Origin of the sequence: Streptomyces sp. MP131-18, from assembly GCF_001984575.1 — a bacterium.
Taxonomy (GTDB): Bacteria; Actinomycetota; Actinomycetes; order Streptomycetales; family Streptomycetaceae; genus Streptomyces; species Streptomyces johnsoniae.
Genome location: NZ_LZNS01000001.1, coordinates 5108628 through 5129233, shown reverse-complemented (window position 1 = coordinate 5129233; position 20606 = coordinate 5108628). Strand labels below are relative to the sequence as shown.

The window sequence follows — 20606 nt, the reverse complement described above, 5'->3', positions numbered from 1 at the left end:
GCGGCCCGCGCGGTCCGCGGCCCCCACGGGGGTGCGGGTGGCGAAGCCCCCGCCCGCGAGGCGAAGCCGAGCAGAAACGACGAAGGCGACGCGGCCCGCGTGGTCCGCGGGCATACGTCGCCTGTCGTCTTCGTGGAGATGGCGGGAATCGAACCCGCGTCCAACGGAGTGGAAGGAGGGCTTCTCCGAGCGCAGTCCGCTGTGCTTTTCTCGGCCCCGGAGATCACGCGGACAAGTCTCCGACGGGCTCAGTCACTGTGTGTTGTCCCTCAGGCTCCCGTGACCGAAACCTTTGGTGAGTCCCCTAGCTGATGCCAGACACCGGGGAGGGAACACCCCCGGGCTGACACTTCACAGCTCGCTGCTTATGCAGCGAGGGCGAAGGAATCGCGCTTCTGATTGGCGATTATTTTTTTGCGGCACATGGTTAACGAGATCATTGCCGCGTTCCTCGGCTCGCTTCCCCTGCTTCGACAGCCGCTGTCGAAACCGATCATCCCCATGTTGAGTTAACAAACAGCCCGTCCCGGTCATTCCTGACACGGATCACCGATGACGGCGCCACCCCCGAGTGTACGTCACGCCCGCTGCTTGCGGCGAGCCGCCGACATCGCGCGCTCCGCCTCCCGGCGGTCCTGCTTCTCGCGCAGCGTCTGCCGCTTGTCGAACTCCCGCTTGCCGCGCGCCAGCGCGACCTCGACCTTGGCCCTCCCGCCCTTGAAGTACAGCGCGAGCGGCACGAGCGTGAGGCCGCTCTCCTGGATCTTGCCGATCAGCTTGTCGATCTCGGAACGGTGCAGCAGCAGTTTCCGTTTGCGCCGGGCGCTGTGGTTGGTCCACGTGCCCTGCGCGTACTCCGGAATGTGCACGTTGTGCAACCAGACCTCGGCCCCGTCCAGCTGCGCGAAGCCGTCGACCAGCGAGGCCCGCCCCTGGCGCAGCGATTTGACCTCGGTGCCGGTCAGTACCAGTCCGCACTCGTACGTATCCAGGATGTGATAGTCGTGTCGCGCCTTCTTGTTCTGCGCGATGAGCTTGCGCCCCGTCTCTTTCCCCTTAGCCATGACCTGACCACTCTACTGGGCCGCGCGCCCGCGGGCCCGGGAGTTAAGGACCTAACCGCCGGCCGCGAGGCCGCCCAGCACCGTGTACGCCTCTGCCTCCGCGTCGGCGCCCGGTGTCACGGGCAGGTCGGGGGTGATCCCGTCGTCGTCGACCGTCCGGCCCGATGGCGTGGCGTAGTGGCCCACCGTGAGTTCCGCGACGGAGCCGTCCGGCTGCTCGCTCGGCAGCTGGACCGTGCCCTTGCCGAACGTGCGCGAGCCGACGACCACCGCGCGGTTGCGGTCCTGCAACGCGCCGGTCAGCATTTCCGCCGAGCTCATGGTGCCGCCGTCCACCAGCACGACCAGGGGGCGCGCGCTGTCGCCGCCGGGCTCCGCGTGCAGTGCCTCCTGGCTGCCGTGCACGTCGTAGGTGGCGACGAGGCCGCCGTCGAGGAAGACGCCCGCGGCCGCCGCGGCCTCCGCGAGCAGGCCGCCCGCATTGCCGCGCAGGTCGAGCACGATGCCGTCCTCCGCGGGGATCTCGGCGACGGCGGCCCGCAGCGCGTCGGCCGAGCCGCGGGTGAACGCGCTGACGTGGATACGCGCGGCACCGGGCGCGTCCCGTTCGACGGTGACCGGCTGGATGGACAGCCTGGCCCGTTCGACCTCGGTTTCCCACGTGCGGCCGTCCCGCTCCAGGCCGAGCCGCACGGTGCTGCCGGGCCCCGCCCGCTCGGGCCGGTCGCTGCCGCGCAGGCGGCTCACGGCGTCGGTGACGGGGCTGCCGTCGAGGCCGGCGCCGTCGATCGTGCGGATCTCGTCGCCCGGCCGGATGCCGGCCCGCTCCGCGGGGCTGCCCGCGTGCACGTCGCTGACCTCGATGCGCCCGGCGGAGGTGCGGACGACCGCTATGCCGGTACCGACGTATTCCCCGGCGAGGCTCTGGGCCATCTCCGCGTACTCCTCGGCGGAGTAGGCGGATGCCCACTGGTCGCCGCTTTCGCTCACGATCCGGTCGGCGTCCCCCCGGCCGTCCGCCGTGCCGTGCGTCGGTGGCGGGCCGGGCTCGCTGCCGCCCGCCGCCTCGGGCCACGCGCCGGTGGCGGCGCCGGTCATGAGCACCCCCGCGAAGACGAACGCGAGAGCCGTCCCGCGCCGTGCGGCGCGGGACGAAATGTCGTGACACGGACGTGACATGGTGCGGAGTGTAGGACACATCCCGGGGGCGTACGGGAGATGAACATCACGGCAGGGCGGGGAAAAAATCACACCCCTCTTACACCTTCAGGTACTTGCGCAGTGCGAAGAAAGCTGCAATGGAGGGCATCAGCGCGCCCACCACCAGGACGAACGGCAGCACCGAGAGCACCGCGTCCCAGCCGATGAAGTCGATCGCGGGAATCCGTTCCGCGAGGAAGTTGTTGATGGCGAAGTACTTGACGCCGACCAGCAGCAGGCAGGCGAACACCGCGCCCAGCATGCCCGCGATCGTCGCCTCCAGGATGAACGGCAGCTGGATGTAGAAGCTGGAGGCGCCGACCAGCCGCATGATGCCGGTCTCGCGGCGGCGGCTGAACGCGGAGACGCGCACGGTGTTGACGATCAGCAGCAGCGCGACCACCAGCATCAGCGCCATCAGGCCGAGCGCCGCGTAGTTGACGCCGTTCAGCAGGTTGAAGAGGTTTTCCAGCAGCGAGCGCTGGTCGGTCACCGACTGGACGCCGTCGCGGCCGGCGAACGCCGAGGAGATGACGTCGTACTTCGTCGGGTCCGTCAGCTTGACCCGCAGCGACTCCTGCATCTGGTCCGGGGTCACCACCGCGGCGATCGGCGATTCCTTCTGCTGCTCCTGGTAGTGCTCGTACGCCTCCTCGGCCGTCTCGTGGTAGACCTCCTCGACGAGATTGTGCTCCCGCAGCTCCGCTTCGAGCTCCTCCTTCTGCTCCTCGGTGACCGCGCCGCGCGAACAGTTGGGGTCGCCGGACTCCGCGTCGTTGGCGTTGCAGAGGAAGATCGACACCTCGACCCGGTCGTACCAGTAGTCCTCCATGCTGTTGACCTGCTCGCGGGCGAGCAGGGAGCCGCCGAGCAGCGCCAGCGATAGGGCGACGGAGACGATGACCGCGAAGGTCATCGTGACGTTGCGGCGGAGACCGACGCCGATCTCCGACAGGACGAAGTGGGCGCGCATGGCGTCCTTTCAGTACTCGGTCGATACCCGGTGAGAACCGGTCAGTGCTGATAGCCGTAGACGCCACGGGACTGGTCGCGCACCAGCCGTCCCCGTTCAAGCTCGATCACGCGCTTGCGCATCTGGTCGACGATCTGGGAGTCGTGGGTCGCCATGACCACGGTGGTGCCGGTGCGGTTGATGCGGTCGAGGAGCTTCATGATGCCCACGGAGGTCTGCGGGTCCAGGTTGCCCGTCGGCTCGTCGGCGATCAGCAGCATGGGACGGTTGACGAACGCCCGCGCGATGGCGACGCGTTGCTGCTCACCGCCGGACAGCTCGCCCGGCATCCGGTCGTCCTTGCCGCCGAGTCCGACGAGATCGAGGACCTCGGGAACGGTCTTGCGGATCTGGCCGCGCGACTTGCCGATGACTTCGAGGGCGAACGCGACGTTCTCCCCCACCGTCTTGTTCGGCAGCAGCCGGAAGTCCTGGAAGACGGTGCCCAGTTTGCGGCGCACCTGCGGCACCTTCCAGTTGGACAGCCGCCCGAGGTCCTTGCCGAGCACGTGCACCGTGCCGATGCTCGCCCGCTCCTCGCGGAGGACGAGCCGCAGGAATGTGGACTTACCGGAGCCGGAGGAGCCGACGAGGAAGACGAACTCCCCCCGCTGGATCTCCAGCGAGACGTCGTGCAGCGCCGGCGCGTTCTGCCGGGGGTACGTCTTGGAGACGTTGTCGAATCGGATCACGGTTACACCATGTCGTGGCCGGGTACATGCGAAGGACTCCCTCCGCGCTGGGGCAGACCATACGCGAAGCGACGCGCGGTCCGCAGGCAGCGTCCCAAGCCATCCCCTTTGTCCCCATCAGGGTTCTGCGCCCGCCCCCGGAGCCTGGCACAGTAGAGAGTGAGGGGGAGATGAGAGGAGACGATCACATGATCGCCGACTGGCTGGTGTGCGCAAACTGCGCGGGGCGGGTGAGCGAGGGCCGCTGTGGCGTCTGCCGGGCCGAGCTGGCCCGGCTGCGCCAGGAGCGCAGGCCGTGGGCGGCCCTGGGCAGCCCGACGGCGCTGGTCGCCCTGCTGCTGACGCTGGCCGCCGTCGCTTTCCTGGCGACACGGCCCGCCTGAGGCCCACGGACACGACGAACGGGCCCGGAGCAACGCATTGCTCCGGGCCCGTTACGCTGTGCTGTGCTGCGGACTACCGTCCCCGCATCAGGCGGGGGTGGCGCCCTTGTTGATCAGACGCGGCAGGTAACGGAAGCCAACGCCGCCGGCGATCATGGTCGCGGCACCGATGATCAGCAGGGTCTGGTTGGTCGAGGAGCCGGTCTCGGCCAGTTCCTCGCCGCCCTCCTCCTCGGCCGGCACCTGGTCGGTGATCTCCTCGGTCGGGTCGTCCTGCTCGATGGGGCTGCTGCCACCCTCGGTGTCGGGGTCGAGGCCACCGGTGGAGCCGCCCTCGTTCACGCCCTGGACGCTGCCACCCTGGCCACCTTCGTCGCCGTCCTGGCCGCCCTGGTCGCCGTCCTGGCCGCCCTGGTCGCCGTCCTGGCCGCCCTGGTCGCCGTCCTGGCCGCCCTGGTCGCCGTCCTGGCCGCCCTGGTCGCCGTCCTGGCCACCTTCGTCGCCGTCCTGGCCACCCTGGTCGCCGTCCTGGCCACCCTGGTCGCCGTCCTGGCCACCTTCGTCGCCGTCAACGCCGCCCTCGTCGCCGTCAACGCCGCCCTCGTCGCCGTCGACACCGCCCTCGTCGCCGTCAACGCCGCCCTCGTCGCCGTCGACACCGCCCTCGTCGCCGCCGCCTTCCTCGTTGCCGCCCTCGGCGCCCTCGACGAGGCCGAGGACCCCGCCTTCGGAGCCTTCGATGACGCCCACAATGGTGTTCGCCTGGACCTCGGGCTGCGCCTTCGGGCTGCTCGCCGGGTCACTCGCAGAAGCGGTGCCGACGACGGCGAGCGACGCCCCCGCCGCGAAGACCGCAGCCGCGGCCACGCGCGCCATGTTGGCCCGGGTCTTGGGACTGGCCATGTATCCACTACCCCCTGTAGCTGTTCGTTAGGTGACAATGTCCCTGTATCTGGGGCAGCCTCGCGCAAGGGCAGCGGGGCGGCAGGGGATCTCCTGTGACTCTCACTGGCCCCTCGCACGACACGCACCCCAGATCATAGGCATGCCAGGCGAACAGCTTTCCCGCTGAACGGACAGGCGTCAAGCAGGATGTCCACTAAACGCCGGACTGACGGTGGAAGTTGTGTGATGGTTACTTCTCGCTCTGTTTCCGCCACCGGATTCCGGCTTCGAGGAAGTCGTCGATATCCCCGTCCAAAACGCCCTGCGGGTTTCCGACTTCATGTTCCGTACGCAGGTCCTTGACCATCTGGTATGGCTGGAGAACGTAGCTGCGCATCTGGTTCCCCCAGGAGTTGCCCCCGTCGCCCTTCAGGGCGTCCATCTTCGCCTGCTCCTCCGCGCGCTGGTGCGCCAGCAGCCGGGCCTGGAGGACGCGCATGGCGGCCGCGCGGTTCTGGATCTGGGACTTCTCGTTCTGGCAGGACACGACGATGCCGGTCGGCAGGTGGGTCATCCGCACCGCCGAGTCCGTGGTGTTGACGGACTGGCCGCCGGGGCCCGAGGAGCGGAAGACGTCCACCCGGATCTCGTTCTCCGGGATCTCGATGTGGTCGGTCTGCTCCACCACCGGCAGCACCTCGACGCCCGCGAACGAGGTCTGGCGGCGCCCCTGGTTGTCGAACGGGGAGATGCGCACCATCCGGTGGGTGCCCTGCTCGACCGACAGCGTGCCGTACGCGTAGGGCGCCTTGACCGTGAACGTCGTGGACTTGATCCCGGCCTCCTCCGCGAAGGATGTGTCGAGCACCTCGGTCGAGTAGCCGCGGCGCTCCGCCCAGCGCAGGTACATGCGCTGCAACTGCTCGGCGAAGTCGGCCGCGTCCACGCCGCCGGCCTCCGCGCGGATGGACACCATGGCCTCGCGCTGGTCGTACTCGCCGGACAGCAGGGTCCTGACCTCCAGCTCGGCGACCGCCTTCTGCACGGCCTCCAGCTCGGCCTCGGCCTCGCGCCTGGCGTCGTCGTCGCTCTCCGTCTCCGCCAGCTCGAACAGCACCTCGACGTCGTCGATGCGGCCGTGCAGCTCCTCGGTCTTGCGCAGCTGCCCCTGGAGCAGGGACAGCCGGCTGGTGACCTGCTGGGCGCGCTCGGGGTCGTCCCAGAGTGTGGGCGCGGCGGCCTGCTCCTCCAGGACGGCGATGTCCGCCCGCAGCCGGTCGAGGTCCATCACGGCCTCAATCGACTCCATGGTGGAGCTGAGGGACTTCAGAGCTTCGGATACGTCGACGACTGCCACGCCCCCAGCGTAACCGCTGCCGCTCAGGGGGCACCCGAGTCGTCCGGCTGCTCCACGCCCGGCCCGGCGGGGCCGAGGCCGTCGGCCCCGTCGTCCTCGCCACCGGAGAACAGCAGCCATCCGCCCAGGGCGCCCGCCCCCAGCAGCCCCGCGGCGGTCACCGCGAGCCGCCGCCTGCGGCGCGCCGCCGCGCCGTGCCGCGCGGAGCCCGCCCGCGGCTGGCCGACCGGCCTGATGACGCGCGCCGTGCCGTGCGCGCCCCCGGCGAGCTCGTCCGCGTCCGGCACGCGCATCCGGGTGTGGGTCGCGCGCTCGGAGTCGGGGGCGGCGCCGCGGACGAGCGGCACCGCCGCGCGGGCCGGGGTGCCGGGCGCGGCGGCCGGGTCCGCGGCGTCGACGGCCGCTCCCGCCGCCCCGTCCGCCCGGCTCGCGCCGTCGGCGGGGGCCGGGTCGCCGAGGTCGAGCGGCGGCAGCTCTTCGAGCGCGGGCAGGAGCTCGCGCAGCCGCGAGGCCAGCTCGACGGCACGCAGCCGCGAGGCGGGCGCCTTGGCCAGGCACTGCTGCATCAGCTCCCACAGGTCGCGCGGGATGCCGGGCAGCTCGGCCGCGGTTTCGGTGACCTGCCGCCGCAGCACCGCGCCGGGGTGGCCGCCGCCGAACGGCGTGAACCCGGCCAGCAGTTCGTACAGCACGGTGATCAGCGCGTAGATGTCCACGGCCGCGCGGGGCGGGAGGCCCTCGACGATCTCGGGGGCCATGTAGTCGGGGGTGCCGACGACGCCGCCCTTGCCGCCGTGCCGCGGCTCGTCGATGAGCTTGGCGACGCCGAAGTCGGTGAGCAGCGCACGCGTCCTGGGCGTGGTGGTGTCGAGCAGGATGTTCTCCGGCTTGACGTCGCGGTGCACGATGCCGGCGGCGTGGGCGACCGCGAGGCCGCCGGCCACCTCGGCGACGATCGCCACGGCCGCGTGCGGGCGCAGGCGGCGCTCGCGCTCCAGGTGGCTGCGCAGGTCGGGGCCGCGGACGAGATCCATCACCAGGGCGATGTCGCGGGCGTCGGGGCCCCCTATGACCAGGTCGTGGACGCCCACAATGTTGGGGTGCTCCAGGCCGAGGAGTGTGTGCCGCTCGTGGGCGAAGCGCTCGGCGAGGTCGGGGTCCGCGGCGAGATCCTCGCGCAGCACCTTCACGGCGACGGGGCCTGAAGGACCCTCGCCGAGCCACACCGTTCCGGCGCTGCCGCGGCCGAGCACGCGGTGGGTGGTGTAGTGGCTGCCGATGTTCCGTGCCATGGCGTGAGGCTACGACGCCGCTGTGACACCAACGGCGGCCCGGCGCCCGGGTTGCCCGGGTTTACTCGCATGCCCCGTTGAAATTACCCCCTCGGAAGTCGATAAATCTCCGAGGTCATTCGCTATTCGGGATGTTCTCCTGGATCTCTTCACCCTGCCGCTGGGCTTCGTCGATGAGTCCCATCCATTCGCGGACGTCGTCGAACCACTCCGTGACGGTGTCCCAGAAACTCCGGCCGTCGGCAATCCAGTCCTGGAGCGGTGTGAAGTTCCACACAAGAAAGCCGATGATCACCAGGATCAGCACCATGAACAGGCAGCCCTTCAGGCAGCCGAGTCCCGGAATCCGCATGGGGTTTGCGCTGCGTGACCGCCGCGGCTCGCGCGGCTCGCGGCGCGGCCGCTCCTCCCGGCGGCGGGGCTGCGGCTCCTGGTAGGGCGGCGGAACGGGCCGCTGGTACTGCTGCTGCGGCTGCGGCTGCGGGTATTGCTGGGGCGGGGGCTGCGGCTGCTGGTACTGCTGCTGCTGGTAGCCGTACTGCGGGGGCTGCGCCTGCTGCGGCGGCGGAACGGGCCGCCGCTGCGGGCGGCGCTGCGGCGGCGACTGCTGCGGCTGGCGGCGGGGGGCGCGGTACAGGGGGTCCTGCGCCGGGTCCACCGGCTGCACGCGGGTCGGTTCGTTGCGGTCGCGCGCGGCCCGCATCTGGTCCTGCCAGGGGTGCGGCCCGTCCGGCTCGGAGGCGCCCGGCATCGGCATGGCCCGGGTGGAGTCGAGGCCGGGGTCGGGCGACCCCTGCGGCGGCAGCACGCCGGTGGCCGCGAACGGGTCGGCGCCGCCCGCGGCGCCCGCACCGCCCGAGCCGCCGGGCAGCGCCTGCGTCGGCTCGGCCGAGCCGGGCGGCGAGATGCCGGTGCCCGGCACCTTCACCGGCGAGGCGTCGGGCACCAGCAGCGCGGTCACGCCGAGGGCGGCGCTGCGCTGGCGGTCGCTGGCGTTCTCGTTGATGCCGGCGGCGACCGTGCGCAGGGCGCGGGCCAGCGCGGCGGCGCCGGGCCGCTCGTCCGGGGCCTTGCGCAGGCAGCAGTCGAGCACGGTCCACAGCGGGCCCGGCATCCCGTCGGGCCGCCTCGGCTCCTCGGTGATGTGGCGCTGGAGGACCTGGAGGGTGCTGCTGCCGCTGAACGGGGGCTGCCCGGTGATCAGTTCGTACAGCACGACGCCGGCGCTGTAGATGTCGACGGCCGAGGTCTGCGCGCGGCCCTCGGCCGACTCGGGCGCCACGTAGGAGGGAGTGCCCACGAACTCGTGGGCCCGGGTGACGCCCGGGGAGTCGGCGAGCCGTGCGATGCCGAAGTCGGTGAGCATCGGGCGCAGCGGCCTGTTGTCGTCGTTCGCGCCCGCGAGCAGCACGTTGGCCGGCTTCAGGTCGCGGTGGACGACGCCCTTGGCGTGCGCGGCGGCGAGCGCGTCGGCGATCTGGGCGGTCAGCAGCGCGGCGGCGATGTGGGTGAGCGGGCCGTTCTCGTACAGGTAACGGTGCAGGTCGGGACCGTCGATCAGGTCCATGACCAGGGCGATCACGTCACCCTCGACGACCAGGTCGCGGGTGCGCACGATGTTGTCGTGGCCGTCACCGCCGAGCCGGAGCAGGACGGAGCGCTCCCGCAGGAAGCGCATCACGACGTCGGGGTCGTGGGCCAGCTCTTCCTTGAGAACCTTGACGGCGACCTGCTCACCCGGCTGCCCCGCGACCGCGGCCTCGTCGCCCGCGGCCTCCCGCTGGCGCCCGCGCCAGACGGTGCCGGTGGCGCCGCGCCCGAGCGGCTCTTCAAGCAGGTACTTGCTGCCTACCGGCCGCACGTGTGCTCCCTGATGCTTCGCTGGTGGTGACGAGACCCGAGCCACCTACTGTAGTGGCGCCGTCCCCGGGTGGCGGATGGCCGAGGGAACGGGGGCGCGTACGGGCAGGGACGCACCCGTGGCGTGCTCGGTTGCCGCTGGCTACCGTGGGGCGCTGTGCGGTCCGCGAAGACCGGTGCGCGGGGCGGAGTTGCCGCTCGGCACCGATCAGTTCTGGTCAGATATGACCAATCAAGATCATTAAGCGCCGGTGGCGCGACGAGCTGTCAGTGGCGGGTGCGAGGATGCTTTCAGCATCAGCATCCGATGCGACGACTCGCGCGGTCGAGACCGTGGCAGCCGGGCTGGCGAGGTGACCGGGAGGGCCGATGCCGCTTCACATCAGGTTGACCGTTCTCGGACATGGCGATGCCGCCACCGGCGTCGACGTGGAGGTCGCCGCTCCCGCCGACACCCCGCTCGACGCCGTCCTCGGCTCGCTCGCCGCCACGGTGGCGCCGGGCTCGGCCGCGCCCGGTTCGGTGTACTGCGAGGACCAGCGGCTCGACCCGCGGCAGGCCCTCCTCGGCAGGCCGCCGCTGGTGGACGGCGCGGTGCTCGCCTTCCACCGGCCGCTGGAGGGCCCCGGCGACGAGCCCGTGCCCGCCACGCTGCTCGTCGTCTCGGGTCCCGACGCGGGCGGCGTCCATCTGCTCCGCGGCGGCGAGGCCAGGATCGGCAGATCCGCCGACGCCGACATCCCGCTCAACGACCCGGACGTCTCCCGCGTGCATTGCGCGCTCGCCTTCGCGCCCGACGGCACGGTCACGGTGACCGACCTCGGCTCCACCAACGGCACCCTGCTCAACGGCGCGCCCGTCCGGCACGGCCCGCAGCCCGTGCGCTCCGGCTCGCTGCTGCGGCTGGGCGAGTCCGTGCTCCGCGTCGTCACGACGGGCGCGCCGGACCAGCCGCCGCCCGCCGCTCCCGCCGAGCGGGGCGCCAGACGCGGCCTGGCCGGCTGGGCACTCGGGCGGCTCGGCGGACAGGAGGCGGACGTGCCGCAGGGGCCCGCGGCGGCCCCGCCGCAGGCGGAGCCCGCGGAGTCCCGCTGGCCCGATCCGGCCACGCTGCTGCTGACCGCGCTGGACGCGGGCCCGCGGCTGTGGGAGCGGAGCGCGGCACACCCCGACGCGTTCACCGTCCGGCTCGGCACCGTCCAGCAGGCGCCCGGCGTGCTGCCCCCGGTGACGGTGGCCCTGCCGCGGGCCGGCTCCCTCGGCCTCGCCGGACCGCGGGAGCGGATCACCGGCGTGGCCCGTTCGGTGCTCGCCCAGCTCGCGGGCCTGCACCCGCCCGGCGCCCTCCAGTTGGTGGCGCTGGCCGTGGACCGGGCGCGGGACTGGTCCTGGCTCGGCTGGCTGCCGCACCTGCGCCCCGCGGCGGGGCAGGACTGCCGGCTGCTGCTCGCCTTCGACCCGCGGCAGGCCGCGGCCAGGACGCGGGAGCTGACCGAGCTGCTGGCGCGCCCGCACCCGGGCCGGCGCACGGTGGTCCTGGTCGACGGCGACCCCGGGGACGCCCAGGCGCGGGCCGCGCTGACCCGGCTGGCGGCCGAGGGCCCGGCGGCCGGGATTCATCTGCTGGTGCTCGGCGAGACCCCGCAGCCCGGCGGTCTTCCCGTGGGGCAGACGCTGGCCGCGGCCCATGTGGCGGCCCCGCTGCTGCGTTCCTGCGGCGCGGTGGCCGTGCTCAGCGGTCCCGTGGCCACGGCCCTGCGGCTGACCGGGCCCGCGGGGGACGCGGGCCCGACGGCCGGGGCGGACGCGGTGTCGCCCGCCTGGGCCGAGCGGTTCGCGCGGGCGCTCGCGCCGGTCGGCGAAGAGACCGCGGGCGCGCCGCCGGCCCCGGCGGTGACGGCGCTGCCGGAGACCTGCCGGCTGCTCGATGCCCTGGAGCTGTCCCGCGTCACGCCCGCCGCCCTGCGGGAGCGGTGGTCGCGGCACTCCGGTCTGCCGCTCGTCCTGGGCACGGGGACGCAGGGCCCGGCCGCGCTCGACCTGGCGGAGGCCCGCGGCCCGCTGGCCGTCGACGGGGGCGCGGGCACGGGGCGCACGGAGCTGCTGTGCGCCCTCGCCGCCTCGCTCGCCGCCGCCCAGGAGCCGGACGCGCTGTCGCTGCTGCTGGTCGAGGGCTCCGGCGAGGGCCTGCGGCCGTGCGCCGAGCTGCCGCACGTCACCTCCTACCTGGGGGCGACGGACCCGGTGCGGATGCGCGCTTTCGCGCAGGCCCTGCGGGACGAGCTGAAGCGGCGGGCGGCGCTGCTCGGCGAGGTGGACTTCACCGCCGCGCGCCGCCGCGGCGGCCGGGTGGTGGCCCTGCGGTCCGCGGCGGAGGAGGGGGCGCCCGCCGCGGAGATCGGCGCGCTGCCCTGGCTCGTGGTCCTCGTCGACGACTACGACGCCCTGACCTCGCCCGCGCTCGGCGCCCCTGGCCGACCGGCGGCCGGCTCGGTGGTGCGGGCGCTGGAGACGGCGGCGCGGGAGGGGCAGCGCCTCGGGGTCCGGCTGATCGCGGCCGGTGACGTCCCGGGCGCGGAGATACGCGTGGCCCTGAGCGGCCGGCCGCCGGGCCGGGCCGAGCTGCGGCCGGCCTCGGGCGCGGTGACCGCGTTCCAGGCGGGCCGGGTGACGGCCCGGATTCCGCGGACGTCGACGCTGCGACCGACGGTGTCGCGCCTTGACTGGACGCGTGCCGGGGACCCGCCGGCCCGGCGTCCGGTGCGCGAGCTGGGGAACGGGCCGACCGACGTGGCACTGCTGGCGAGCGCGGCGGCCCGCGCGGCGCGGACGGATCACGCGGGCCGGGCCGCCACCGCGACGCTCGTCTGAGCCGCGGGGCCCGGTCGCCCGCCCGGGCCCCGCGGCCGCGGGCCGGGCACCGCTGTGACCTCCGCTTCCGGACTTTTCCGATCATGGTCATGCCCAGCCGGTAACATGACGATCACAAAGGGGGCCTGCGCCGACGGCGGTCTTGCCGGTTCCTTCGCCACAGCGTAGGAACATTCGGCGTAGGACATGCGGCGTGGCAGGCCCTGCGCCTGGTAGGGGCGTTGCCGCACCAGAGGGGTGGTGAGGGCGGTGCTCATGCACGGTTCGGGAGAGGTGTCCCGGCGACGGGCGACTCGCGCGGCGCTTGCGGTGATCGCGGCCGGCGCGCTGACGCTGACGGCGTGCGGCGACGAGGAGACGGGAGCCGCGAGCGACGTTCCCGCGACCATCGAGCTGCCCGACCTCAGCGGCGAGCAGCTGGAGGTCGCCGCGGTGTGGACGGGTGTCGAGCGGGACAACTTCGTCCGGGTCCTGGACGAGTTCGAGGCGCGCACCGGCGCGTCGGTCAGCTACGTGCCGAGCGGGGACAATGTCTCGCAGTTCGTCGGCACCAAGATCGAGGGCGGCGCGCCGCCGGACGTGGTGATGGTGCCGCAGCCCGGCGTACTGCACGAGTTCGCCGAGAATGGCTGGATAGCGCCGCTGGGCGACTCCGTTCAGCAGCAGTTGGACGCCAACTACACACCGGGCTGGCAGGATCTCGGCACCCACGAGGGCGTGCGGTACGGCGTCTACGTGAAGGCGGCCAACAAGTCGCTGGTCTGGTACAGCGCCACCGCGTTCGAGTACGCCGGTGTCGAACCCCCGGCGACCTGGGACGACTTCGTCACCACCGCGTGGACGCTGTGGGAGTCGGGCACGACGCCGCTCTCCGTGGCGGGCGGCGACGGCTGGACGCTGACCGACTGGTTCGAGAATATTTATCTCTCCCAGGCCGGTCCGGAGATGTACGACCGGCTGGCGGCGCACGAGATCCCGTGGACGGACCCGAGCGTCGCGGACGCGCTGACCGCGCTCGGCGAGGTGTTCGGCGAGCCGCGCCTCCTGGCGAACGGCACCAACGGCTCGCTCCAGACGCTGTTCCCCGACTCCGTCACCCAGACCTTCATCAACCTGACGGCGCCGGACGCCGGCATGGTGTTCGAGGCCGACTTCGTGGGCGCCGTCATCACCGACAGCACGGACGCGGTGATCGGCGAGGACGCGCTGGTCTTCCCGTTCCCCGAGGTCGGCGGGGGCGAGGCGCCGGTGGTCAGCGCGGGCGACGCCGCGGTGGCGGTGTCGCCGGACGGCGAGGCGAGCGAGGCGCAGGAGGCGCTGCTCACCTTCCTGGCGTCCACGGACGCGGCACGCATCTGGGCGGAGCCCGGCGGTTTCGTCTCCCCCAACAAGTCACTCGAATTCGACGCCTACCCCAACGACGTGCAGCGCGGCATCGCCGAGGCGCTGATCGACGCGGGCGACGACTTCCGGTTCGACATGTCCGACCAGACGCCGGCCGCCTTCGGCGGAACAACCGGGCAGGGCATGTGGCGTGGCCTCCAGGACTTCCTGCGCAACCCGGACGACGTCCGGGGCGCCCAGGAGTACCTGGAGTCCCAGGCGGCCGACGCCTACGGCGACTGACGACCAGACGGACGGAGACTGACTTTCCATGGCTTCCGGCAAGGTGGCGGTGATCAGGGCACGGCCGTGGGCGGTCGCGAGCTTCCTGCTGCCCGCGCTGCTGCTGCTCGGCGCACTGGTCGTCTACCCCATCGGGTACTCGATCTGGCGCAGTCTGTTCGATGCCTCGGGCGACTCGTTCGTGGGGCTGGACAACTTCAAGGAGTTGTTCACCAACGACGGCATCAGGACGGCCCTCAAGAACAATCTGATCTGGATCGTCGTCGCGCCGACCGTGGCGACGGCGCTCGGCCTGATCTTCGCCGTGCTGACCGAGCGGATACGGTGGGCCACCGCGTTCAAGCTGATCGTCTTCATGCCCATGGCGATCTCGATGCTCGCGGCGGGCATCATCTTCCGCCTCGTCTACGAGCAGAATCCGGACCGGGGCGTGGCCAACGCGGTCATGACCACGGTGCACGACTCGTTCGCGGACAGCCCCGCCTGGCCGGACGCGCAGCCGCGGCCCGGTGGCCCGGTCGAGGCCCAGGACGACGGCTCGTACCTGCTGACCTCCCCGGCCGAGGTGGGCTCCCCCGCGATGCTGCCGCTGGTCGCGGTGCCGCAGCCGGAGCTTGCGGACGCGGCGCCCGCCGCCGTGCCCCAGGCCTCTGGTGACCAGGTCACCGGCACGGTGTGGATGGACTTCACGCGGGGCGGCGGCGGCACGGACGGCGCGGTCGACCCGGAGGAGAAGGGTCTGTCCGGCATCACCGTCCAGGCGGTGGCCGACGGTGAGGTGGTCGCGGAGACCACGACGGCCGAGGACGGCACGTTCGCGCTGCCGGCCGAGGCCGACGGCGCCCAGGTGCGGCTGGCGGGCAGCGACTTCCAAGCCCCCTACAACGGCGCCGAGTGGCTGGGCCCCAGCCTCATCACGCCCGCGATCATCGGCAGTTACGTGTGGATGTGGGCGGGCTTCGCGATGGTGCTGATCGCCGCCGGGCTCGCCGGGGTGCCGCGGGAGACGCTGGAGGCGGCGCGGGTGGACGGCGCCAACGAATGGCAGGTCTTCCGGCGCATCACCATCCCGCTGCTCGCCCCCGTGCTCGCCGTGGTCATGGTGACGCTGATGATCAACGTGCTGAAGATCTTCGACCTGGTCTACGTCATCGCGCCCACCTCAACCCAGGACGAGGCGAACGTGCTGGCCCTCCAGCTGTACCTGTCGTCCTTCGGCACCGATTCGCACCAGGGCGTCGGCAGCGCCATCGCGGTGTTCCTGCTGGTACTGGTGCTGCCGGTAATGATCATCAACGTACGCAGGCTGCGACGGGAGAACCAGCGGTGACCGCTCCCACCAAGACCGCCCAACTGCCGGACCCGGCCCGGGTCCCGTCGTCCGAGGCCGGCGGGCCGCCCCGGCCGTCGGTCGTCTCGCGGCTTGCCTCCTTCGCCGCCGGTGGCACGGTGCGGGTCGTCCTCGTCGTGCTCGCCGTGGTGTGGCTGCTGCCCACGGCCGGTCTGTTCGCGTCGTCCTTCCGCGACTCGCGGGACATCGCCTCGACCGGCTGGTGGGAAGTCCTGACCGACCTCGACCAGTTGACCTGGTCGAACTACGACGCCCTGCTGTCGAACGACAACTTCACCGGATCGATATGGACCAGCGTGGTCATCACCGTGCCGTCCACGTTCCTGGTGGTCGTGCTGGGCGCGCTGGCCGCCTACGCGTTCGCCTGGCTGGACTTCCCGGGCCGCGACTGGTGGTTCCTGGTGGTCGTGGCCCTGCTGGTGGTCCCGGTGCAGGTGGCGCTGATCCCGGTCGCGCGGCTGTTCAACACCCTGGGCATCTTCGAGACCAGCCTCGGCGTCATCATCTTCCATACCGCGTTCGGCCTGCCGTTCGCCGTCTTCCTCCTGCGCAACTTCTTCGCCGAGATCCCGCGCGAGCTGCTGGAGGCCGCGCGGCTGGACGGGGCGGGCGAGCTGCGGCTCTTCACCCGCGTCGTGCTGCCGCTCGGCGGCCCGGCCATCGCGGCACTGGCCATCTTCCAGTTCATGTGGGTGTGGAACGACATGCTGGTGGCCCTGATCTTCGCCGACTCGGGCTCGCCGCCCATGACGGTGGCGCTCCAGCAGGAGATGCGGCAGTTCGGCAGCAACTTCGACGTGCTCGCCCCGGGCGCGTTCCTGACCATGCTGATCCCGCTGGCCATCTTCTTCGCCTTCCAGCGGCAGTTCGTGTCCGGCGTGATGGCGGGCGCCGTGAAGTGAGCCGGTGAGAAGCGGGCCGAGGCGGCCCGCGGAGGCGGTGAGCGGAGGCGGCGGGCCACGACGGCGGGCCGCCTCCGCCGAACGGGGGAAAACGCCCGGTGCGGGAGCCCCGACACCTCCGGCGTCCCGGGAAACGGCCCGCCGAGAAGCGATTGTCGGATGGTCCGTGTAATCGATCCGATGCGCTGTCCCCGGCTGCCCCCTGGATGTCACCGTGCCCCGCTTCAGCATCATCGTCCCCGCCCACCAGGTGCAGGCGTACCTCCCTGCCTGCCTGACGTCCGTGCTCTCCCAGGACTTCCAGGACGTCGAACTGATCGCGGTGGACGACGCCTCGCCGGACGCCTGCCGCGACATCATCGCCGAAACCGCCGCGGCCGACCCCCGGGTCACCGGGCTGCGGCTGCCCCGCACCGCGGGCCCGGGCCCCGCCCGCAACGCAGGACTCGACCACGCCTCCGGCGACTACCTGCTCTTCCTCGACGGCGACGACACCCTCACCCCCGGCGCCCTGGCCGCGATCGCCGCGCGCCTGGCCGCCACCGGCGACCCGCAGCTGCTGCTGTTCGGCCACGCCCGCGCCGCCTGGCACGGCGCCGTCACCCCGGGCACCCCGCCCGGCGCGCTCGCCGAACGCGGTCCGCGGACGTTCACCCTCGCCGAACGCCCCGCCCTGCTGCGCCTGCCGCCCGTCGCCTGGGCCGCCGCCTACCGCCGCGACCTGATCGACGGGCTCGACCTGCGCTTCCCGCCCGGCCACTACCAGGACCTGCCGTTCGTCTACCCGGCCCTGACCGCCGCCGCCTCGGTGGCGGTCCTCGACCGCTCCTGCGTGCACCACCGCGAGCGCCGCACCGGCGGCCGGGCGCGCGCCGCGGGCCGCGGCCACCTCGACGTCCTCACCCAGTACGACCGCGTCTTCGCGCAGCTGGCCACGCTGCCGGGCGGCGACCGCTGGCGCGCCGCGATCCACCGCCGCATGGTCGACCACCTCACCGCCGTCTACCGCATGCCCGGGCGGCTGCCCGCCGCCGACCGCGCCGAGTTCTTCCGGCGCTCCGGCGCCCTGTGCCGCAGGCACCGGGCCGCCGCGGGCGCGACCGCCCTGGGCGGGCGGCGCCGCACCGCCGGCCTGCGGCAGCTGCTGCTGCGCCTCGGCGCCCGCCGGGCCTTCCATCTGCTGCTCTCCGCCCACCGCGTGGCCGGCCGGCTCCGCGCCCGGACCCGCGGCCGGCTGCGCGGCCGACTGCTGCGCGTGCACTACCGGCTCCAGCTGCGCCGTCCGCTCGACCGCAAACTCGCCGTCTTCAGCACGGAAAGCGGCGGCTACACCGGGCACCCGGCCGCGATCGAGGCCAAGCTCCGCGAACTCGCCCCGGCCGTCCGCACCGCCTGGATCACCCGGCCGGGCCCGGGCCCCGGGCCGCTGCCCGAGGGCGTACCCGCGCTCACCCCCGGCACCCGCCGCTACCTCCGCGCGGTGGCGCGCGCCCGCTACCTGGTGAGCGACGCCGCGTTCCCCGACACGCTGGTCAAGCGCCCGGGACAGCTGCGCCTACAGACCCACGGCGGCACCCCACTGGCCCACGTCGGCCTCGACGTCCCGCACCGCGACATCCCGCGCCTGCTGCGGCAGATCGACCGCTGGGACTACTGCCTGTCCGCCAACCGCCACACCACCCTCGCCTGGGAGGGCGCCTACCCCGCCACCTACCTGACGCTGGAGTACGGCTCGCCGCGCGCCGACGTCTTCCACACCGCGACGGCCGCCGACGTGCTGCGCGTCCGCGCCGGGCTCGGCATCCCCGACGGCGTGCTGGCCGTGCTGTACGCGCCCGCGCGGCGCGGATACGACCGCGGGCACCTGCCGGGCGTCGATCCGGCACGGCTGGCCCGCGATCTCGGCCCCGGCTTCCTGCTGCTGCTCCGTGCCCCGGGCGGTACCGCGGGGTACGGGCGCACCGGCGCGGGCGTGCTGGATGTGACCGCGCACCCGCGAATCGAGGAGCTGTGCCTCGCCGCCGACGCCCTGGTCACCGACTACGCGCCCGTGCTGTTCGACTACGCGGGCCTCGACCGGCCGATCGTCCTGCACGCCGACGACTGGGAGGTGTACCGGGCCGTGCACGGCGTCTACCTGGACCTGCCCGCCGCCGCCCCGGGGCCCGTGACCCGCACGCAGGAGGAGCTGACGGCGGTCCTGACCGGCCACCGGCTGTGGACCGACCCGCGCGGTGCGGCGCAACGAGCCGCGTTCCGGCGGCAGTTCTGCCCGTACGCCGACGGCTTCGCCGCCGAACGCGTGGTCCGGCAGGTCTTCCTCGGCGGCCGGCGCGTGCCGCCCGCCGTGCCGCCCGAGGCCCGCCGCCCCGCGCCGGGCGCGGTGGCGCTGCGGGCCGCGGGCGCGCCCAGGCCCCGCTCCGCGCGCCCCGCCTACAGCGGCCGCTGAGCGGTGTGCACGGTGACGGCGGTGAGGTAGAACGCGTCCTGGCGCCTGAGGATGCTCTCCGCCGCCTCGGGGTCGGTCAGCACCTCCAGGGCACCGCGGTCCTCGGCGTCGAGCCGGTCGCCGCACCCGTGGAGCAGCCGGACCAGGCGCCCGTGCAGGTGGGCGCGGGCCGCGCCGCCGAGCGGAGCGGGCGTGTCGACGAGGAACGTGCGGCTGAGCGCGCCGGTCAGGCCGGCCGAGACCAGCATCCCGGGCCAGTCCTCGACGGTCTCGGTCCGGCCGGGCAGCTCCTCGCGCATCTGTGCGAACCGCTCCTCCTCCACCGCGTCGAGTCGCGTGAGGAGTCCGGGCCGCCCGAGGCCGATGTCGCGCGGCAGGAACCGGGCGGGCAGCCCGCCCTCGACCAGCGCCAGCAGGCCGCCGGGGCGCAGGGCCGCGGCGAGCGCGCCAAGCGCCGCCTGCTGGTCGCCCAGGTGGTGCACGAAGCGGCCCGCCCAGATCAGGTCGGCGGGGCCGAGACCGGCCAGGCTCTCGGACAGGTCGGCGTGCCGGGTGTGCAGCCGGTCCGCGACGCCCGCCGCCTCGGCGCGGGCCGCGGCCCGCGCCAGCAGTCCCGGCGCGCCGTCGACGGCCACCACCTCGGCGTGTGGCAGCCGCCCGGCGAACTCGCAGGCGGCGACGCCTGGTCCGCTGCCCACGTCCACTACACGGCGGGCGCCGGGCAGCCGTTCGGCGAGCCAGGCCACGGCCGCGGTCAGGAACGGGGACTGGATATCGGCCTCCCGCTCCAGATGGTCGCCCATGGCCTCCCAGTCGATCTCGTCGGTGGCGGCGTGGTCGTGCTGATGTGCGTGCACTCGGGACTCCTCGGTTCGCGCTCTCGGTTCGCGCTCTCGGATCGGCGCCACGCGGGCGCCTCGTTCCGGAGCCTGCGCCCGGCCACCCCTGCTTGGCAACTCGTGTTGCCGTTTGCGGGACGGATGCGCTGGAATGGCAACCATGACGGACGAGCAGCCCACGAAGATCGGCGAGGTACTCGCGGGGGTCGGCCCCCGCCTGCGGCGGGTGCGGACCGAGCGCGGCGTGACGCTGGCCGCCCTCGCGGCGGCGACCGGCATCTCCAAGAGCACCCTCTCGCGGCTGGAGTCCGGTCTGCGCAGACCCAGCCTCGAACTGCTGCTGCCGATCGCCCAGGCCCACCGGGTGCCGCTGGACGAGCTGATCGGCGCGCCGGAGACCGGCGACCCGCGGGTGCGGCTGGCGCCGCGGCAGGCGCTCGGCGGCCGGACGGTGCTGCCGCTGACGCGGCAGCCCGGCGGCCTCCAGGCGTTCAAGATGATCATTCCGGGGTCGCCGCCGGACCGGCCCGCCCCCGACCCCAGGACGCACGAGGGCTACGAGTGGCTGTACGTGCTGGCCGGGCGGCTGCGGCTGGTCCTCGCCGAGCACGACCTGGTGCTCGGGCCCGGCGAGGCCGCCGAGTTCGATACGCGGCTGCCGCACTGGTTCGGCAGCGCGGACGAACGGCCGGTGGAGATCCTCAGCCTCTTCGGCGCCCAGGGCGAACGCATGCACGTCCGCGCCCGCCCCAGCCGCCCCGGCCGCCGCTGACCCCTGCCCCCCGGTCCGGCGGGGGCCGACCGCCCCCGCCGGACCGCGCGC

The 20606-nt window shown here is 73.2% G+C and carries 16 protein-coding genes and 1 other RNA gene; 7 read left to right on the top strand and 10 right to left on the bottom strand.

Going from position 1 to position 20606, the window contains the following annotated elements:
- Positions 1 to 130: 130 nt before the first annotated feature.
- The 5 genes from ssrA to ftsE form a co-directional block, all read right to left on the bottom strand.
- Positions 131 to 501: a transfer-messenger RNA gene (gene ssrA, locus STBA_RS23270) on the bottom strand.
- Between the two features lie 77 nt (positions 502 to 578).
- Positions 579 to 1064: an SsrA-binding protein SmpB gene (smpB, locus tag STBA_RS23265; protein ID WP_077061098.1), complete on the bottom strand. Its 486-nt coding sequence runs from the start codon at positions 1062 to 1064 to the stop codon at positions 579 to 581.
- A 51-nt stretch (positions 1065 to 1115) separates the two neighbouring features.
- Positions 1116 to 2243 carry a S41 family peptidase gene (locus STBA_RS23260; RefSeq protein ID WP_079252118.1) on the bottom strand — a complete coding sequence of 376 codons (1128 nt, stop codon included), beginning with the start codon at positions 2241 to 2243 and terminating at the stop codon, positions 1116 to 1118.
- 79 nt (positions 2244 to 2322) lie between these two features.
- Positions 2323 to 3237: a permease-like cell division protein FtsX gene (gene ftsX, locus STBA_RS23255; protein ID WP_077061096.1), complete on the bottom strand. Its 915-nt coding sequence runs from the start codon at positions 3235 to 3237 to the stop codon at positions 2323 to 2325.
- Between the two features lie 41 nt (positions 3238 to 3278).
- Positions 3279 to 3968, bottom strand: a complete 690-nt coding sequence (gene ftsE, locus STBA_RS23250) for a cell division ATP-binding protein FtsE (RefSeq protein WP_077061095.1) — start codon at positions 3966 to 3968, stop codon at positions 3279 to 3281.
- A gap of 188 nt (positions 3969 to 4156) precedes the next feature.
- Here ftsE and STBA_RS23245 point away from each other — a divergent pair, with 188 nt between their 5' ends.
- The gene (locus STBA_RS23245) at positions 4157 to 4351 is read left to right on the top strand and encodes a hypothetical protein (protein ID WP_077061094.1); all 195 of its coding nucleotides are present in this window, start codon (positions 4157 to 4159) and stop codon (positions 4349 to 4351) included.
- An 87-nt stretch (positions 4352 to 4438) separates the two neighbouring features.
- Here STBA_RS23245 and STBA_RS23240 read toward each other — a convergent pair whose 3' ends face one another.
- From STBA_RS23240 to STBA_RS23225, 4 genes are all read right to left on the bottom strand, one after another.
- Positions 4439 to 5254, bottom strand: coding sequence for an LPXTG cell wall anchor domain-containing protein (locus STBA_RS23240; protein ID WP_077061093.1), 816 nt, complete (start codon positions 5252 to 5254; stop codon positions 4439 to 4441).
- 232 nt (positions 5255 to 5486) lie between these two features.
- Positions 5487 to 6593 carry a peptide chain release factor 2 gene (prfB, locus tag STBA_RS23235; RefSeq protein WP_077061092.1) on the bottom strand — a complete coding sequence of 369 codons (1107 nt, stop codon included), beginning with the start codon at positions 6591 to 6593 and terminating at the stop codon, positions 5487 to 5489.
- 23 nt (positions 6594 to 6616) lie between these two features.
- Positions 6617 to 7885 (bottom strand): serine/threonine-protein kinase, encoded by a 1269-nt coding sequence (locus STBA_RS23230; protein ID WP_077061091.1) that lies wholly within the window; start codon positions 7883 to 7885, stop codon positions 6617 to 6619.
- 115 nt (positions 7886 to 8000) lie between these two features.
- On the bottom strand, positions 8001 to 9746 hold the full coding sequence (locus STBA_RS23225; protein WP_077061090.1) for a serine/threonine-protein kinase: 1746 nt from the start codon (positions 9744 to 9746) through the stop codon (positions 8001 to 8003).
- A 368-nt stretch (positions 9747 to 10114) separates the two neighbouring features.
- Here STBA_RS23225 and STBA_RS23220 point away from each other — a divergent pair, with 368 nt between their 5' ends.
- The 5 genes from STBA_RS23220 to STBA_RS23200 all read left to right on the top strand — a co-directional run bounded on the left by STBA_RS23220 (position 10115) and on the right by STBA_RS23200 (position 18944).
- On the top strand, positions 10115 to 12616 hold the full coding sequence (locus STBA_RS23220; protein WP_077061089.1) for an FHA domain-containing protein: 2502 nt from the start codon (positions 10115 to 10117) through the stop codon (positions 12614 to 12616).
- A 255-nt stretch (positions 12617 to 12871) separates the two neighbouring features.
- Positions 12872 to 14242: an ABC transporter substrate-binding protein gene (locus STBA_RS23215; RefSeq protein WP_077063532.1), complete on the top strand. Its 1371-nt coding sequence runs from the start codon at positions 12872 to 12874 to the stop codon at positions 14240 to 14242.
- A gap of 28 nt (positions 14243 to 14270) precedes the next feature.
- Positions 14271 to 15572, top strand: coding sequence for an ABC transporter permease subunit (locus tag STBA_RS23210; RefSeq protein WP_077061088.1), 1302 nt, complete (start codon positions 14271 to 14273; stop codon positions 15570 to 15572).
- A 23-nt stretch (positions 15573 to 15595) separates the two neighbouring features.
- Positions 15596 to 16495 (top strand): carbohydrate ABC transporter permease, encoded by a 900-nt coding sequence (locus tag STBA_RS23205; protein WP_077063533.1) that lies wholly within the window; start codon positions 15596 to 15598, stop codon positions 16493 to 16495.
- Between the two features lie 214 nt (positions 16496 to 16709).
- On the top strand, positions 16710 to 18944 hold the full coding sequence (locus STBA_RS23200) for a CDP-glycerol glycerophosphotransferase family protein (protein ID WP_077061087.1): 2235 nt from the start codon (positions 16710 to 16712) through the stop codon (positions 18942 to 18944).
- Here STBA_RS23200 and STBA_RS23195 read toward each other — a convergent pair.
- The gene (locus STBA_RS23195) at positions 18929 to 19801 is read right to left on the bottom strand and encodes a class I SAM-dependent methyltransferase (RefSeq protein ID WP_253194931.1); all 873 of its coding nucleotides are present in this window, start codon (positions 19799 to 19801) and stop codon (positions 18929 to 18931) included. The two genes, STBA_RS23200 and STBA_RS23195, sit on opposite strands and share 16 nt — an antisense overlap.
- A gap of 142 nt (positions 19802 to 19943) precedes the next feature.
- Between STBA_RS23195 and STBA_RS23190 the strand changes: the two genes are divergently transcribed.
- Positions 19944 to 20555, top strand: coding sequence for a helix-turn-helix domain-containing protein (locus tag STBA_RS23190; RefSeq protein ID WP_171987768.1), 612 nt, complete (start codon positions 19944 to 19946; stop codon positions 20553 to 20555).
- Positions 20556 to 20606 lie beyond the last annotated feature (51 nt).

Coding starts and splice junctions, on each gene's coding strand:
- STBA_RS23215 (WP_077063532.1), top strand. CDS start 12,872: ATGCACGGTTCGGGAGAGGTGTCCCGGCGACGGGCGACTCGCGCGGCG.
- ftsX (WP_077061096.1), bottom strand. CDS start 3,237: ATGCGCGCCCACTTCGTCCTGTCGGAGATCGGCGTCGGTCTCCGCCGC.
- STBA_RS23230 (WP_077061091.1), bottom strand. CDS start 7,885: ATGGCACGGAACATCGGCAGCCACTACACCACCCACCGCGTGCTCGGC.
- STBA_RS23245 (WP_077061094.1), top strand. CDS start 4,157: ATGATCGCCGACTGGCTGGTGTGCGCAAACTGCGCGGGGCGGGTGAGC.
- STBA_RS23190 (WP_171987768.1), top strand. CDS start 19,944: ATGACGGACGAGCAGCCCACGAAGATCGGCGAGGTACTCGCGGGGGTC.
- smpB (WP_077061098.1), bottom strand. CDS start 1,064: ATGGCTAAGGGGAAAGAGACGGGGCGCAAGCTCATCGCGCAGAACAAG.
- STBA_RS23210 (WP_077061088.1), top strand. CDS start 14,271: ATGGCTTCCGGCAAGGTGGCGGTGATCAGGGCACGGCCGTGGGCGGTC.
- STBA_RS23260 (WP_079252118.1), bottom strand. CDS start 2,243: ATGTCACGTCCGTGTCACGACATTTCGTCCCGCGCCGCACGGCGCGGG.
- STBA_RS23240 (WP_077061093.1), bottom strand. CDS start 5,254: ATGGCCAGTCCCAAGACCCGGGCCAACATGGCGCGCGTGGCCGCGGCT.
- STBA_RS23220 (WP_077061089.1), top strand. CDS start 10,115: ATGCCGCTTCACATCAGGTTGACCGTTCTCGGACATGGCGATGCCGCC.